Genomic DNA, 14,743 nt, shown 5'->3' on the forward strand with positions numbered 1-14,743 from the left:
GGCCGGTCGCCGGCCGGCTGCAAGGAGGTTCACAGTGTTTAACCGAATCCGTATCTCTACCAGCTTGTTCCTGTTGTTGATGACCTTCTGCGTTCTGCAGTTGGCTAGCAGCGGCCTGTCGTATTCCGCGTTTCGTTCCGATAACCACAACCTCGACATCATCACCCTTGGCAGCCAGCAGCGCGATTCGCTCAGCCTGAGCTGGGTGTCGCTGTTGCAGGCGCGCAATACGCTGAACCGCGCCGGCACCCGTGCGGCGCTGAAACTGCCACAGGAGCAGGTGAACGAATTGATGAGTAGCGCCCGCAGTTCGCTGCAGAAGGCCGATCTCTATTTCAATCAGTTCATGGCGGTTGAGCGCAGCAGTGAGCAACAGCGTCAGCAGACGGCAACCACCAAGGCCAGCTACGAGCGGCTGCGCGGCGCGCTGCGTGAGCTGATCGACTTCCTGGAGAAAGGGGAGCTGCAGGCGTTTATGGACCAGCCGACGCAGAAAACCCAGGACCTGTTCGAAGCCGACTTCGTGCAGTACCTGCAGTTGGTCAACGGCGACATCAGCGAAGCCAGAGACGCCAACCAGTTCTCCTTCACGCTGGCGGGCCTGATGCTGGCGGGGGCGGTCTTGATGCTGATCGTGGTAACCGGCAGCGCCATGTGGTGGTTACGCACCATGCTGGTACAGCCGCTGAACCAAATCCGCAGCCACTTTGAACGCATCGCCGCCGGCGATTTGGCGACGCCGATTCAGGTGTATGGCCGCAATGAAATCAGCATGCTGTTCGCCAGCCTGCAACGCACGCAGCAGTCGCTGATCGGCACCGTCGGCGCCGTGCGCGACGGCGCGGAGTCGATTCTGATCGGCCTGCAGGAGATCTCCGAAGGCAATAACGATCTCTCTTCCCGCACCGAGCAGCAGGCCGCTTCGCTGGAAGAAACCGCCGCCAGCATGGAACAGCTGACCGCCACGGTGAAACAGAACGCCGACAATGCGCGGCAGGCTTCTCAGCTGGCGCGTGACGCCTCGGCCACCGCGGCCAAGGGCGGCGAACTGGCCGGCGACGTGGTGACCACCATGCACGACATCGCCAACAGTTCGCAGAAAATCGGCGCTATCACCAGCGTGATTGACGGCATCGCCTTCCAGACCAACATTCTGGCGCTCAATGCGGCGGTGGAAGCGGCGCGCGCCGGCGAACAGGGGCGCGGTTTCGCCGTGGTTGCCGGCGAAGTGCGCAACCTGGCGAGCCGCAGCGCGCAGGCGGCGAAAGAGATCAAGGGGCTGATCGATGAATCGGTCAGCCGCGTCAAACACGGCTCGGTGCTGGTGGAAAACTCCGGCGCCACCATGCAGGACATCGTGCGTTCGGTGACCCGCGTGACCGACATCATGGGCGAGATCGCGTCGGCTTCGGATGAACAGAGCCGCGGCATCGAGCAGGTGACGCAGGCGGTGACCCAGATGGATCAGGTCACCCAGCAGAACGCCGCGCTGGTGGAAGAGTCCGCTTCTGCCGCCACCGCGCTGGAAGAGCAGGCTATTACCCTGGCCGACGCGGTCGCGGTATTCCGTCTGGCGGACGATAACTTCGTCGCGCCAGGTAACAGCAGCAACGCAGTTTCACCTGTGGTAAAGGAAGCCCAAGATTGTTAAACCGCATAAGCAGCACGTTTTTCCCCGGTGAGGTGGCATGAAACAGGCGCCGTCAACTTCTAACCGGGATACTGCGTCGATGTTGACGCAAATGGTGCAGCGCCTGCCGCTGTCGGACGTGCATTTTCGCCGTATCAGCCAGTTGATTTATCAACGCGCCGGCATCGTGCTGGCGGAGCATAAGCGCGAGATGGTTTACAACCGCCTGGTGCGCCGTTTGCGGCTGTTGGGATTGCACGATTTCGGCGACTATCTGGCGCTGCTGGAAAGCGACCCGAACAGCGCGGAGTGGCAGGCGTTCATCAACGCGCTGACCACCAACCTGACGGCCTTTTTCCGCGAGGCGCATCACTTCCCGATCCTGGCGGAACACGCGCGCTCGCGGCCGAACGGCTACAGCGTCTGGAGCACCGCGGCCTCGACCGGCGAAGAACCGTATTCGATCGCCATCACGTTGAGCGATGCATTGGGCCAGCGGGCCGGCAGTTGCCAGGTCTGGGCCAGCGACATCGATACGCAGGTGCTGGAAAAAGCGGAGGCGGGCGTTTACCGCCAGGAAGATCTGCGCACCCTGACGCCGACCCAAATGCAGCGCTATTTCCTGCGCGGCACCGGGCCGCATCAGGGGCTGGTGCGCGTGCGGCCGGAACTGGCGGCGCGGGTGAACTTCCAGCCGCTGAACCTGCTGGCGCCGGAGTGGGCGCTGCCGGGGCAATTCGACGCCATTTTTTGCCGCAACGTCATGATCTATTTCGATAAGGCGACGCAGGAGCGCATCCTGCGCCGCTTCGTTCCCTTGCTTAAGCCGGGGGGGCTGATGTTCGCCGGCCACTCCGAGAATTTCAGCCAAATCAGTCGGGATTTCTACTTGCGTGGGCAGACCGTGTATGGGCTGACCAAGGAGAGGTAATGAGTAAAATCAGAGTGTTATGCGTAGACGATTCGGCACTGATGCGCCAGCTGATGACGGAAATCGTGAACGGCCACGCCGACATGGAGATGGTGGCGACCGCGCCGGATCCGTTGGTGGCGCGCGATCTGATCAAAAAATTTAATCCTCAGGTGCTGACGCTGGACGTCGAGATGCCACGCATGGACGGGCTGGATTTCCTCGAGAAGCTGATGCGCCTGCGGCCGATGCCGGTGGTGATGGTCTCTTCGCTGACCGGCAAAGGGTCTGAGATCACGCTGCGTGCGCTGGAGCTGGGCGCGGTGGACTTTGTGACCAAACCGCAGCTCGGCATTCGCGAAGGCATGTTGGCCTACAGCGAGCTGATTGCCGAGAAGATCCGCACCGCTGCCAAGGCGCGCCTGCCGCAGCGTTCCAACAGCCCTGCGCCGGCGATCCTCAGCCACGCGCCGCTGCTGAGCAGTGAAAAACTGATCGCCATCGGCGCTTCCACCGGCGGCACCGAAGCGATCCGCCAGGTGCTGCAGCCGCTGCCGGCGACCAGCCCGGCGCTGCTGATCACCCAGCACATGCCGCCCGGTTTCACCCGTTCGTTCGCCGAGCGGCTGAACAAGCTGTGTCAGATCACGGTGAAAGAAGCGGAGGACGGCGAGCGCGTGCTGCCGGGCCACGCCTACATCGCGCCGGGGGACCGCCACCTGGAGCTGGCGCGCAGCGGCGCCAACTATCAGGTGAAGCTGCATGACGGCCCGGCGGTCAACCGCCATCGTCCGTCTGTCGATGTGTTGTTCCGTTCGGTGGCGCAATACGCCGGCCGCAATGCAGTGGGGGTGATCCTCACCGGCATGGGCAACGACGGGGCGGCGGGGATGCTGGAAATGCACCGCGCCGGGGCCTATACCCTGGCGCAGAACGAGGCGAGCTGTGTGGTGTTCGGCATGCCGCGCGAAGCGATCGCCAGCGGTGGCGTCAGCGAAGTGGTCGAGTTGGACAGGATGAGCCAGCGCATGTTGGCGCAGATTTCCGGCGGCCAGGCATTGCGCATTTGATTTTAGTCCGCAGGGTTTACCCGGCGGCGATATGACCCAGGTTCGCCGCGCGGTGGCCTGCGGTTTTGCATCATTAAACGGTTAACTATTTCAGGAGTAACAATGGCAGATAAGAACCTCAGATTTCTGGTTGTGGACGACTTTTCCACCATGCGCCGCATCGTCAGAAATCTGCTCAAAGAGCTGGGCTTCAACAACGTCGAAGAAGCTGAAGACGGCGCGGATGCGCTGAACAAGCTGCGCGCCGGCGGTTTCGACTTCGTGGTGTCCGACTGGAACATGCCGAACATGGACGGGCTCGAACTGTTACAGACCATTCGCGCCGACAGCGCGCTGGCCGCGATGCCGGTACTGATGGTGACGGCGGAAGCCAAGAAAGAGAATATCATCGCGGCGGCGCAGGCCGGCGCCAGCGGTTATGTAGTGAAACCATTTACGGCGGCGACGCTGGAAGAAAAGCTCAACAAGATTTTTGAAAAATTGGGCATGTAAGGAGAGGGCGATGAGAGACATTCCAATGCCTGCCAGCGATGCAGCGACCGCGGGAGAGATCATCTCCCGCATCGGCCAACTGACCCGAATGCTGCGCGACAGCATGCGTGAACTGGGGCTCGATCAGGCGATCGCCCAGGCGGCAGAAGCGATACCGGATGCGCGCGACCGTCTTGACTATGTCGTAACCATGACGGCGCAGGCGGCGGAACGGGCGTTGAACTGCGTGGAGGCGGCGCAACCGCGCCAGGCGGAGCTGGAATCCGGCGCGAACGCGTTGAAAGGGCGCTGGGACGAGTGGTTCGCCAATCCTATCGAACTGGACGACGCGCGTTCTCTGGTTAACGACACGCGCCAGTATCTGGATCAGGTGCCGGGCCATACGGGCTTCACCAATGCCCAGCTGCTGGAAATCATGATGGCGCAGGACTTCCAGGATCTGACCGGTCAGGTGATCAAGCGCATGATGGACGTGGTGCAGGAGATCGAAAAGCAGCTGCTGATGGTGCTGATGGAAAACATGCCGGAGCAGCCGGTGAAGGAAAAACGGCCGAACGACAGCCTGCTGAACGGCCCGCAGCTCGACCAGAACGGCGTCGGCGTGATCGCCAACCAGGCGCAGGTCGACGATCTGCTCGACAGCCTCGGTTTCTAAGGCTTTTCGGGGCGCGCGACGGCGCGCCCCGACACCATTCCACGCAGTTTTCGTTTCATCCCCTAAATAACCCGCCTTTTTCCCCGTTGTTCCGTCAATGACATCGCCAATTTTTTGGCATGCTGACCGCCATTCTTTACCCTCCCGACACAGGAACGGCGTTTCGTGGCTGAAGACAGCGATCTGGAAAAAAGCGAGGCCCCCACGCCCCACAGGCTGGAGAAGGCGCGTGAAGACGGCCAGATCCCGCGTTCCCGCGAACTGACCTCGGTACTGATGCTGCTCTCAGGCCTGGCGATCATCCTGATGTCCGGCAGCAACATGGCGCAACAGCTGGCGGCGATGCTCACGCAGGGTTTGAACTTCGACCACGGCATGGTCAGCAACGATAAACAGATGCTGCGCCAGCTGGGCATGTTGCTGCGCCAGGCCGTACTGGCGCTGTTGCCAATCATGGCGGGGCTGGTGCTGGTGGCGCTCGCCGCGCCGATGCTGTTGGGGGGCATTCTGTTCAGCGGCAAGTCGATCAAATTCGATTTGAAGCGGCTGAACCCGTTGTCCGGGTTGAAGCGCATCTTTTCCAGCCAGGTGCTGGCCGAGCTGCTGAAAGGGATCCTGAAAGCGACGCTGGTCGGCTGGGTGACCGGCCTCTATCTCTGGCATAACTGGGCGGCAATGCTGCATCTGATGACCCAGCAGCCGCTCGACGCGTTGGGCAATGCGCTGCAGATGATTCTGTTCTGCGGTTTTCTGGTGGTGCTGGGATTGACGCCGATGGTGGCGTTCGACGTGTTCTACCAGCTGTGGAGCCACTTCAAAAAGCTGAAGATGACCAAGCAGGATATTCGCGACGAATTCAAAGACCAGGAAGGGGACCCGCACGTCAAGGGGCGCATTCGTCAGCAGCAGCGGGCGATCGCCCGGCGCCGCATGATGGCCGATGTGCCCAAGGCGGACGTGATCGTCACCAACCCGACGCACTACGCCGTCGCGTTGCAGTACAACGACAAAAAAATGAGCGCGCCGAAGGTGCTGGCCAAAGGGGCCGGCGAAATCGCCTTGCGCATTCGCGAGCTCGGTGCTGAGCATCGCATCCCGATGCTGGAGGCGCCGCCGCTGGCGCGCGCGCTGTATCGGCACAGCGAGATTGGACAACATATCCCGGCCACCCTGTATGCCGCGGTCGCCGAAGTGCTGGCCTGGGTGTACCAACTGCGCCGCTGGCGGCGCGAGGGCGGCCTGATCCCGAAAAAACCTGAACGTTTACCGGTGCCGGAAGCACTGGATTTTGCAAAAGAGAGTGACTCTGATGGCTAATTTGGCCTCCCTGCTTCGTTTGCCGGGCAATTTTAAAGATACGCAGTGGCAGGTGTTGGCCGGCCCGGTGTTGATCCTGCTGATCCTGTCGATGATGGTGTTGCCGTTGCCGGCGTTTATCCTCGACCTGCTGTTTACCTTCAACATCGCGCTGTCGATCATGGTGCTGCTGGTGGCGATGTTCACCCAGCGCACGCTCGAATTCGCCGCCTTCCCGACCATCCTGCTGTTCTCCACGCTGCTGCGTTTGTCGCTCAACGTCGCGTCGACACGCATCATCTTGCTGGAAGGGCACACCGGTTCCGCCGCCGCCGGCCGCGTGGTGGAGGCCTTCGGCCATTTCCTGGTGGGCGGCAACTTCGCCATCGGTATCGTGGTGTTCATCATCCTGGTGTTGATCAACTTCATGGTCATCACCAAGGGGGCCGGGCGTATCGCCGAAGTGGGCGCGCGTTTCGTCCTGGACGGCATGCCGGGCAAGCAGATGGCGATCGACGCCGACCTGAACGCCGGGTTGATCGGCGAGGACGAAGCGAAGAAACGCCGCGCCGAAGTCACTCAAGAGGCCGATTTCTACGGCTCAATGGACGGCGCCAGTAAATTCGTGCGCGGCGACGCCATCGCCGGCCTGATGATTATGGTGCTGAACGTGGTCGGCGGCCTGTTGGTCGGCGTGGTGCAACACGGCATGGAGCTGGGAGCGGCGGCGGAAAGCTATACGCTGCTGACCATCGGCGACGGCCTGGTGGCGCAGATCCCGGCGTTGGTGATCTCCACCGCCGCCGGCGTTATCGTCACCCGCGTCGCGACCGATCAGGACGTCGGCGAGCAGATGGTGGGCCAGCTGTTCAACAATCCGCGCGTGATGCTGCTGAGCGCCGGGGTGCTGGGGCTGTTGGGCCTGGTACCGGGCATGCCGAACCTGGTGTTCCTGCTGTTTACCGCCGCTTTGCTGGGCCTGGCCTGGTGGCTGCGCGGCCGTGAACAACAGGCACCGAAAGCGGTGGAGGCGCCGGTGATGCCGGAGAACCCGCAGGCCGCCGAAGCCAGCTGGGCCGACGTGCAGTTGGAAGACCCGCTGGGGATGGAGGTGGGCTATCGGTTGATTCCGATGGTCGATTTTCAACAAAACGGTGAGCTGCTGGGGCGTATCCGCGGTATTCGCAAGAAATTTGCGCAGGACATGGGCTATCTGCCGCCGGTAGTACACATTCGCGACAACCTGGAACTGCCGCCTGCCAGCTACCGCATCCTGATGAAAGGCGTCGAGATCGGCAGCGGTGAAGCGCAGCCGGGCCGCTGGCTGGCGATCAACCCCGGCAATGCCGTGGGGGAGCTGGCGGGAGACAAAACCGTCGATCCGGCCTTTGGGCTCGAGGCGGTGTGGATCGACAGCGCATTGCGCGAGCAGGCGCAGATCCAGGGCTTTACCGTGGTGGAAGCCAGCACCGTAGTGGCGACGCATCTTAATCACCTGATCGGCCAGTTCGCCAGCGAGCTGTTTGGCCGCCAGGAAACCCAACAGTTGCTGGATCGCGTGTCGCAGGAGATGCCGAAACTGACCGAAGACTTCGTGCCGGGCGTGGTATCACTGACCACGCTGCACAAGGTGCTGCAAAACCTGCTGGCCGAGCGCGTCTCTATCCGCGATATGCGCACCATCGTCGAAACGCTGGCGGAGCATGCCCCGGCGCAAAGCGATCCTTATGAGCTGACCACCGTGGTGCGGGTGGCGCTGGGCCGGGCGATCACGCAGCAGTGGTTCCCGGGCAACGGCGAGATTCAGGTCATCGGTCTGGATACCCAACTGGAGCGTTTGTTGCTGCAGGCGTTGCAGGGCGGTGGCGGTCTGGAGCCGGGGCTGGCCGATCGCCTGCTGGATCAGGCGCGCCAGGCGCTGCAGCGGCAAGAGATGCTCAGCGCGCCGCCGGTGCTGCTGGTCAACCATGCGCTGCGGGCCTTGCTGGCGCGCTTCCTGCGCCGCAGCCTGCCGCAGATCGTGGTGTTGTCCAACCTCGAAATCAACGACGATCGCCAGATTCGCATGACGTCGACCATTGGAGCCGCCTGATGAAACGCTGTCTGTTCGTGTTGTGTTTGCTGACGCCGTTGACTGCCGGCGCGGTGTCCGGTTCCTGGGTGGCCGAAGGGGCGGGCGTGACGTTGGAACAGGGCGGCATGCGCGATGAATCCGCCGGTTTGCGGCCGCCGAACGCGTTGCCGGATGCCGATGCGCGCATCACCAGCGTCAGCTGGCGCTATCGTTTACTGGGGCCGGAGCCGGTGGGGCTGCAGGCCCAGCTGTGTACGGTAAACCGCTGCATTCCGCTGGGCGGCGGCAGCGGCAGCAGCAACGGTCTGCAGGGCGAACCGGCCAATGCGGAATTGCGCTTTGTCTATTACGTGCAGTCGCAAGGCGGGCTGAACCCGCCGCTGCGGGTGATTGGCAATCAGGTGATCGTCAATTATCAGTAGGATCAAGCCAGAATTTGCAGGCCGTTGCGTTCCACCAGCGTCAGCAGCTTCATTGCGGCGGAATTCGGTTGCGCTTCGCCGCGCTCCCATTTCTGTACCGCCTTTTTGCTGACGTTGAGATACAGCGCAAACACCGGCTGACTGACGTTTTCCCGTTCGCGCAGCGCGCGGATCTCGGCCGGCCCGAACTGTTTCACCGGCCGCAGGCACAGCATGTCGAAGGTGCGCATGGTCACGTCGTCGACGAAACCGGCGCGGTGCAGGCCCTGAACTTCCTGGTGGATCGATTTCAGCATCTTGCTCATAGTTGTAACCTTATTAATTCCCCGCAGTTGACCAGCTGATACAGTCTGAATGGTGAATAATCCAGATACAGCGCCGCCAAATGCCGCCAGGAAATTAACTCCTCCTGATTGATGTTGTCTCTTTCGTTTTTGGCAAAGCCATACATGAAAAAGATCCTGCCTTCATCTGCCGTTGCGATTAATACCCGATACCCGCGCCGTTTTCCACTCCCCATCCGGGCGATGCGTTTTTTGTAAACGCAACCACCGAGATTGGCGTCGTACAACTGATTTTGCATCTCTCGTGCCGCTTTCACTATCGTGGCGTCACTAATGCGTTCGTCGCCGGCAAATGTCTGGAAGGCTTTTGTGAGATAAATGTCGGTCATTCACTCTCCGTGTGAAAATATACCCTTAATGGGTACAGATCAAGATGTTTAACGACCGAGCTAAGATGACGAAATAGAGAGTGATGGGGAACAGGCAAATATCCGTTCTGCGCAGCCTGGCGCATAACGTTAAGGGAATTCAGAAAGCAAAAAGAAGAAAATGCGAGAGGGCGCGCATAACCGGGGAAACCCGCGCCCGGCGCTGCGCACACCGGGCGAAATCAGGGGGTTAGACGCCGATTTTTCTGCCGAGCAGGCTGCCGGCGTGCGACTGGCCGTCCGGGCCATACAGCGATTTGTTGTTCTTGCTGAGGATGGCCAGCGCCTGCGCGTTATGGTCGATCTGTTGATTGAGCAGCAAGCCATTGTGCTGATTCTTTTCGCGCAGCGTTTGGCTCAGCAATTGAATGCGCTGCCAGCGATCGGCCAGAGACGCATGGCTGGAATAGGGCGCGCGTTGCCCGCAGGCTTTTTCCTGCCCCAGACGCTGTTGCTCGAGGTAGGCGACCGTCGCCAGCAGTTGGCTTTTGGCATCGGTGACGCGCTGCAATGCCACGCCGGGCAACTGGCCGGAACACAGCAAGTCGTGCTCTTCCTCCAGCACGCCATTGAGCGCCCGCAGCGTTTCCAACAGTTTGTCCAGCAGTTGTGCCAGGTTTTCCATAGTGATGACTTATCCTTTACCGCTACTCGCCGCGCGCTGTCAGTCGCGTCCGGCGATCCATTGAATATCGCTCTGTGCGTCTTGCAGCAGCGCGTCGGCGATTTTACCGGTGTCCATCTTCAGTTCGCCGCTGCGGATCGCCTGCTTGATGGCCTCGACCCGGCCCATATCGATATCCTGGGAACCCGGTTGCATCAGACGCGCCTGCGCCTCGCTCAGTTTGACCTGCGTGCCGCTGACGGCCGTTTCGGCCACGGCGGCCTTACGCGGCTGGAGCGGGTTGTCGGCCGGGGTTTCACGCGGTTGCACAGTGGAAACCGGCTGTAACCGCTGGGTGCGATCGATACTCATGGTCCATCTCCGTTTACGCCGTGACCGCTGGCGGGCGACGACGCTGCAATGAAAGTTTTGCGGCCCTGGTGGCCAATAAAATGCTGCTTGATTTGTCTTATCGGCAAGGTTTGCGGAACCTTTACTTTTTTATAACGTAATGCGAATCGCGCCGTCGTCTCCGACCACGCCGCTGACGATCTGCCCGGACGCCATCCGCACGCGCACGCTGTCTTCGGCGGCGGCGTTGTTCATCGCCTTGCCCGACCCGCTGATGTTGAATCCTTCGCCCTGCGCGTTGACCTGCACCGATTGCCCCGCCTTGATAATCCAGGCGCGGCGCAGCATGGCGAGGGTCAGCGGTTGGCCAGGGCTGATGTTGCGCAGGCTGACGGCGCCCAACGCTTTGCCCGTTTCGGTCAGCGCGCGCGGCGGCAGGGTATCGAGCCGGCCTTCTTTCAACGTCAGATCCGCCGCGGTCAACCGGCTGCCGGCGCTGATGCCGCGCGCCGAAACCAAATAGCGGCCGAACACCTGCACCTGCGTCTGGATAAAACGCCGCTCCTGGCCACAGCGCGCCGAAATACTGACGTTGCCGCCGATCCGCGCGTTGGGCGGCAGCGACAGCTGGGGCAGTTCGCAGGCGGGCCACTGGGCCGGCGGCGTGCGCACCCGCACTTTCACCTGCACCGGCTCGCCGGTGAACTTGCCTTGGATGAAGCTTTCGATTTGCGTCGCCAGATCGTCGGCGCGCGCGTTCAGACTGCACAGCAGGCCGATAAGCAGCAGCATTTTACCTTTCATCGTCATCTTCTCAAGCTTCATCGGGATACGCGTAAGTGTACCCGCAGCGCGCGCAGGCTAAGCAGATAAATAGCGCCCCATTTTGCGTCTATTCCCGCGATAGGGTGGCGCAGGGGGCGTTTATCCTGTCGACTCCAAATTCTAACCTCGCGGAGGGAGCATGCTCGACAAACTGGACGCGGCTCTGCGCTTTGGCCAAGAGGCGCTGAACTTGCGCGCCCAGCGGCAGGAAATTCTGGCCGCCAACATCGCCAACGCAGACACACCGGGTTATCAGGCGCGGGATATCGATTTCGCCAGCCAATTGAACAAAGTGCTGGAACAAGGGCGCGTCAACGGCAACGGCATGTCGCTGAACCTGACGGCGGCGCGCCACATCCCGGCGCAAACCCTGCAGCCGCCGCAGCTCGATCTGTTGTACCGGGTACCGGACCAGCCGTCGATGGACGGCAACACGGTGGACATGGATCGCGAACGCACCAACTTTGCCGATAACAGCCTGAAATATCAGACCGATCTGACGCTGCTCAACGGGCAGATCAAAGGGATGATGTCCGTGCTGCAACAAGGATAAGGCGCATGTCTTTACTGAACATTTTTGATATCTCCGGCTCGGCGCTATCGGCGCAATCCCAGCGCATGAACGTCAGCGCCAGCAACATGGCCAATGCCGACAGCGTGACCGGCCCGGACGGCGAGCCTTACCGCGCCAAACAGGTGGTGTTCCAGGTCGCGGCGGCGCCTGGGCAGCCGACCGGCGGCGTGCGCGTCGCCCAGGTGGTGGACGATCCGGCGCCCGAGCGTCTGGTGTACCAGCCGGGCAACCCGCTGGCGGACGCCAAGGGCTACGTGCGCATGCCGAACGTCGACGTAGTGGGGGAAATGGTCAACACCATCTCCGCTTCCCGCAGCTACCAGGCCAACGTCGAGGTGCTCAACACCACCAAGTCGATGATGATGAAAACCCTGACACTGGGTCAGTAACCGGAGGTTCCCATGGCTATTGCCGCAACCACGAACGAGTCGTTGGACAACACCGTCATCGGTAACAACAGCAAAAATACCAACAGCCAGGATCTGCACAACAGCTTCCTGACGCTGCTGGTGGCGCAGTTGAAAAACCAGGATCCGACCAATCCGATGCAGAACAACGAACTGACTTCGCAGCTGGCGCAGATCAACACCGTTCAGGGTATCGAAAAACTCAACACCACGCTGGGATCGATCTCCGGTCAGATCAACAGCAACCAGTCGCTGCAGGCGACTGCGCTGATCGGTCACGGCGTAATGGTGCCGGGCAACAACATTCTGGTCGGCAGCAAGGACGGCAAGGTCAGCACCACGCCGTTCGGCGTGGAACTGGAGCGCGCCGCCGATCAGGTGACTGCCACCATCACCAACGCCAGCGGGCAGGTGGTGCGCACCATCGAAATCGGCGGCCTGACCGCCGGCGTGCATGCCTTCACCTGGGACGGTTCGCTGGATGACGGCTCTACCGCGCCAGACGGCGCCTACAAAGTGGCGATTAACGCCAAAGGCAACGGCGAGCAGTTGGTGGCGCGTAGCCTGCACTTCGGGCTGGTCAACGGCGTGATCCGCGACGGCAACGGCGCCAAGCTGGATCTTGGCCTGGCGGGCAACGCCACCCTGGAAGACGTGCGACAGATCTTATAACCCCAAGCATCAGGCTCAATCGGACGATAGCCTGACCACTATTCGGAGAATAACATGGCTTTTTCTCAGGCAGTCAGCGGCTTGAACGCGGCAGCAACCAACCTTGATGTGATCGGTAACAACATCGCCAACTCCGCGACCGCGGGCTTCAAATCCGGCAGCGTGTCCTTCGCCGACATGTTCGCCGGTTCGCAGGTCGGGCTGGGTGTTAAAGTGTCCGGCATCACCCAGAACTTCAAGGGCGGCACCACCACCGGCACCAGCCGTTCATTGGATGTGGCCATCAACGGCAACGGCTTTTTCCGCATGCAGGATAAAGACGGCGGCATCTTCTATACCCGCAACGGCCAGTTCAAGCTGGACGAAAATCGCAATCTGACCAACATGCAGGGCCTGCAGCTGACCGGTTACCCGGCGGCCGGCTCCCCACCGACCATTCAGCAGGGCGCCAACCCGGTGCCGTTGAGCATTCCTGAAGGCATGATGAACGCCAAGGCGTCCACCTCCGGCCAGATGGTCGCCAACCTGATGTCGACCCATGAAGTGCCGAAAAACAAGACCTTCGATCCGACCAAACAGGACAGCTACAACTATACCAATACCATCACCGCCTACGATTCTCTGGGTAACGCGCACAACATCAACGCCTACTTCGTGAAGACTGAAGACAACAAGTGGCAGGTCTATACCCAGGATGGTAGCGCCGCGCCAGTGAACGCCGGCACCATGGAGTTCAACACCAGCGGCAGCCTGGTGAAAACCACCAGCACCAACGGTGCGCCGGGCGAGTTCAGCATGGTGATCCCGATGACCGCCAAAGACGGTGCGCCGGCGCAAAACTTTACCCTGAGCTTCGCTGGCAGCATGCAGCAGAACGTGAGCAGCGACTCGGTGAGCAAAGTATCGCAGGACGGTTATGCCGCCGGTGAATACACGGGCTATCAGATCAACAACGACGGCACCATCATGGGGGTCTATTCCAACCAGCAGACCCAGCTGTTGGGCCAGATCGTCATGGCTAACTTCTCCAACCCGGAAGGGCTGGCGTCGCAGGGCGATAACGTTTGGCAGGAAACCGGCGCGTCCGGCCAGCCGCGTGTCGGTCTTGCGGGCGGCGGCGGCTTAGGAAAGCTGACCAGTGGCGCGCTGGAATCTTCCAACGTCGATCTGAGCCAGGAGCTGGTGAACATGATCGTCGCGCAGCGTAACTACCAGTCCAACGCCCAGACCATCAAGACGCAGGACTCCATACTGCAGACGCTGGTTAGCCTGCGCTAATAGGGCCAAGTTATGGATCACGCGATTTATACCGCGATGGGCGCGGCGCGCCAAACGCTGGAGCAGCAGTCCATCACCGCCAACAACCTGGCCAACGCGTCGACGCCGGGTTTTCGCGCCCAGCTCGCCGCATTGCGCGCGGTGCCGGTCGACGGGCCGAGCCTGGCAACGCGCACGTTGGTGACCGCCTCGACGCCGGGCGCCGACATGAGCCAGGGGGCGCTGAACTACACCGCGCGTCCGCTGGACGTGGCGCTGCAGCAGGACGGTTTCCTGGCGGTGAGCCTGCCGGGTGGCGGTGAGGCCTATACCCGCAACGGCAACATTCAGATTTCCTCCACCGGGCAGTTGACGGTGCAGGGATTGCCGGTGATGGGTGACGGTGGCCCGATCGAGGTGCCGCCGTCGGCGGAGATCACCATCGCGGCCGACGGCACCATTTCGGCGCTGAACGCCGGCGATCCGCCGAACACCATCGCGCAGATCGGCCGTCTGAAGCTGGTGAAAGCCGATGCTCGCGAAGTGATGCGCGGTGACGACGGGCTGTTCCGCCTGACGCCGGAAACCCAACAGCAGCGCGGCAATCAGTTGCAAAACGACCCGCAGGTGCGGGTGATGCCGGGCGTACTGGAGGGCAGCAACGTCAAGCCGATGGAGACTATGGTCGACATGATCGCCAACGCCCGCCGTTTTGAAATGCAAATGAAGGTCATCCACAGCGTGGATGAAAACGAACAGCGTGCCAACTCACTGCTCTCAATGAGTTAAGCA

18 protein-coding genes are annotated in these 14,743 nt (G+C 61.4%); 13 read left to right on the plus strand and 5 right to left on the minus strand.

Going from position 1 to position 14,743, the window contains the following annotated elements:
• The first annotated feature begins 34 nt into the window (after positions 1-34).
• The 8 genes from ACYF6X_RS05410 to ACYF6X_RS05445 all read left to right on the plus strand — a co-directional run bounded on the left by ACYF6X_RS05410 (position 35) and on the right by ACYF6X_RS05445 (position 8,549).
• Entirely contained in the window at positions 35-1,651 is a 1,617-nt protein-coding gene (locus ACYF6X_RS05410) for a methyl-accepting chemotaxis protein (RefSeq protein ID WP_107226382.1), read from the plus strand.
• Between the two features lie 37 nt (positions 1,652-1,688).
• Positions 1,689-2,561, plus strand: a complete 873-nt coding sequence (gene cheR, locus ACYF6X_RS05415) for a protein-glutamate O-methyltransferase CheR (RefSeq protein ID WP_025159837.1) — start codon at positions 1,689-1,691, stop codon at positions 2,559-2,561.
• Complete coding sequence (locus ACYF6X_RS05420; RefSeq protein WP_063990269.1) at positions 2,561-3,610, plus strand: protein-glutamate methylesterase/protein-glutamine glutaminase; 1,050 nt, start codon at positions 2,561-2,563, stop codon at positions 3,608-3,610. Before cheR ends, ACYF6X_RS05420 begins: the two co-directional genes overlap by 1 nt.
• 102 nt (positions 3,611-3,712) lie before the next feature.
• The gene (gene cheY / locus ACYF6X_RS05425) at positions 3,713-4,102 is read left to right on the plus strand and encodes a chemotaxis response regulator CheY (protein ID WP_004934862.1); all 390 of its coding nucleotides are present in this window, start codon (positions 3,713-3,715) and stop codon (positions 4,100-4,102) included.
• A 10-nt stretch (positions 4,103-4,112) separates the two neighbouring features.
• Complete coding sequence (gene cheZ / locus ACYF6X_RS05430) at positions 4,113-4,757, plus strand: protein phosphatase CheZ (protein WP_130018222.1); 645 nt, start codon at positions 4,113-4,115, stop codon at positions 4,755-4,757.
• A gap of 165 nt (positions 4,758-4,922) precedes the next feature.
• Positions 4,923-6,074: a flagellar biosynthesis protein FlhB gene (gene flhB / locus ACYF6X_RS05435; protein ID WP_015378261.1), complete on the plus strand. Its 1,152-nt coding sequence runs from the start codon at positions 4,923-4,925 to the stop codon at positions 6,072-6,074.
• Positions 6,067-8,145, plus strand: coding sequence for a flagellar biosynthesis protein FlhA (flhA, locus tag ACYF6X_RS05440; protein ID WP_126179689.1), 2,079 nt, complete (start codon positions 6,067-6,069; stop codon positions 8,143-8,145). Before flhB ends, flhA begins: the two co-directional genes overlap by 8 nt.
• Positions 8,145-8,549 (plus strand): flagellar protein FlhE, encoded by a 405-nt coding sequence (locus ACYF6X_RS05445; protein WP_130018223.1) that lies wholly within the window; start codon positions 8,145-8,147, stop codon positions 8,547-8,549. The genes flhA and ACYF6X_RS05445 overlap by 1 nt, the downstream gene beginning before the upstream one ends.
• Before the next feature lie 2 nt (positions 8,550-8,551).
• On the opposite strand, the gene ACYF6X_RS05450 is transcribed toward ACYF6X_RS05445, so the two are convergent.
• The 5 genes from ACYF6X_RS05450 to flgA form a co-directional block, all read right to left on the minus strand.
• Positions 8,552-8,854: a helix-turn-helix domain-containing protein gene (locus ACYF6X_RS05450; RefSeq protein WP_033632742.1), complete on the minus strand. Its 303-nt coding sequence runs from the start codon at positions 8,852-8,854 to the stop codon at positions 8,552-8,554.
• On the minus strand, positions 8,851-9,222 hold the full coding sequence (locus ACYF6X_RS05455) for a type II toxin-antitoxin system RelE/ParE family toxin (protein ID WP_063990265.1): 372 nt from the start codon (positions 9,220-9,222) through the stop codon (positions 8,851-8,853). Before ACYF6X_RS05455 ends, ACYF6X_RS05450 begins: the two co-directional genes overlap by 4 nt.
• Positions 9,223-9,451: 229 nt before the next feature.
• The gene (locus tag ACYF6X_RS05460) at positions 9,452-9,886 is read right to left on the minus strand and encodes a flagella synthesis protein FlgN (protein ID WP_063990264.1); all 435 of its coding nucleotides are present in this window, start codon (positions 9,884-9,886) and stop codon (positions 9,452-9,454) included.
• 39 nt (positions 9,887-9,925) lie between these two features.
• On the minus strand, positions 9,926-10,237 hold the full coding sequence (gene flgM / locus ACYF6X_RS05465; RefSeq protein ID WP_130018224.1) for a flagellar biosynthesis anti-sigma factor FlgM: 312 nt from the start codon (positions 10,235-10,237) through the stop codon (positions 9,926-9,928).
• A 129-nt stretch (positions 10,238-10,366) separates the two neighbouring features.
• Positions 10,367-11,020 (minus strand): flagellar basal body P-ring formation chaperone FlgA, encoded by a 654-nt coding sequence (gene flgA, locus ACYF6X_RS05470; RefSeq protein ID WP_063990262.1) that lies wholly within the window; start codon positions 11,018-11,020, stop codon positions 10,367-10,369.
• A gap of 160 nt (positions 11,021-11,180) precedes the next feature.
• Here flgA and flgB point away from each other — a divergent pair, with 160 nt between their 5' ends.
• From flgB to ACYF6X_RS05495, 5 genes are read left to right on the plus strand one after another with little or no spacing between them, the layout of a single operon-like run.
• A complete protein-coding gene (gene flgB / locus ACYF6X_RS05475) occupies positions 11,181-11,594 on the plus strand; it encodes a flagellar basal body rod protein FlgB (protein ID WP_033634995.1) in 414 nt (137 codons plus the stop codon).
• Between the two features lie 5 nt (positions 11,595-11,599).
• Positions 11,600-12,004 (plus strand): flagellar basal body rod protein FlgC, encoded by a 405-nt coding sequence (gene flgC, locus ACYF6X_RS05480; protein WP_004934826.1) that lies wholly within the window; start codon positions 11,600-11,602, stop codon positions 12,002-12,004.
• Positions 12,005-12,016: 12 nt separating this feature from the next.
• Positions 12,017-12,694: a flagellar hook assembly protein FlgD gene (flgD, locus tag ACYF6X_RS05485; protein WP_016927297.1), complete on the plus strand. Its 678-nt coding sequence runs from the start codon at positions 12,017-12,019 to the stop codon at positions 12,692-12,694.
• 54 nt (positions 12,695-12,748) lie between these two features.
• The gene (gene flgE, locus ACYF6X_RS05490) at positions 12,749-13,972 is read left to right on the plus strand and encodes a flagellar hook protein FlgE (RefSeq protein WP_063990261.1); all 1,224 of its coding nucleotides are present in this window, start codon (positions 12,749-12,751) and stop codon (positions 13,970-13,972) included.
• Positions 13,973-13,984: 12 nt separating this feature from the next.
• A complete protein-coding gene (locus ACYF6X_RS05495) occupies positions 13,985-14,740 on the plus strand; it encodes a flagellar basal body rod protein FlgF (protein WP_025303261.1) in 756 nt (251 codons plus the stop codon).
• The last annotated feature ends 3 nt before the right edge of the window (positions 14,741-14,743 follow it).

It is taken from the genome of Serratia sp. ID 25-353 (genome assembly GCF_054792795.1).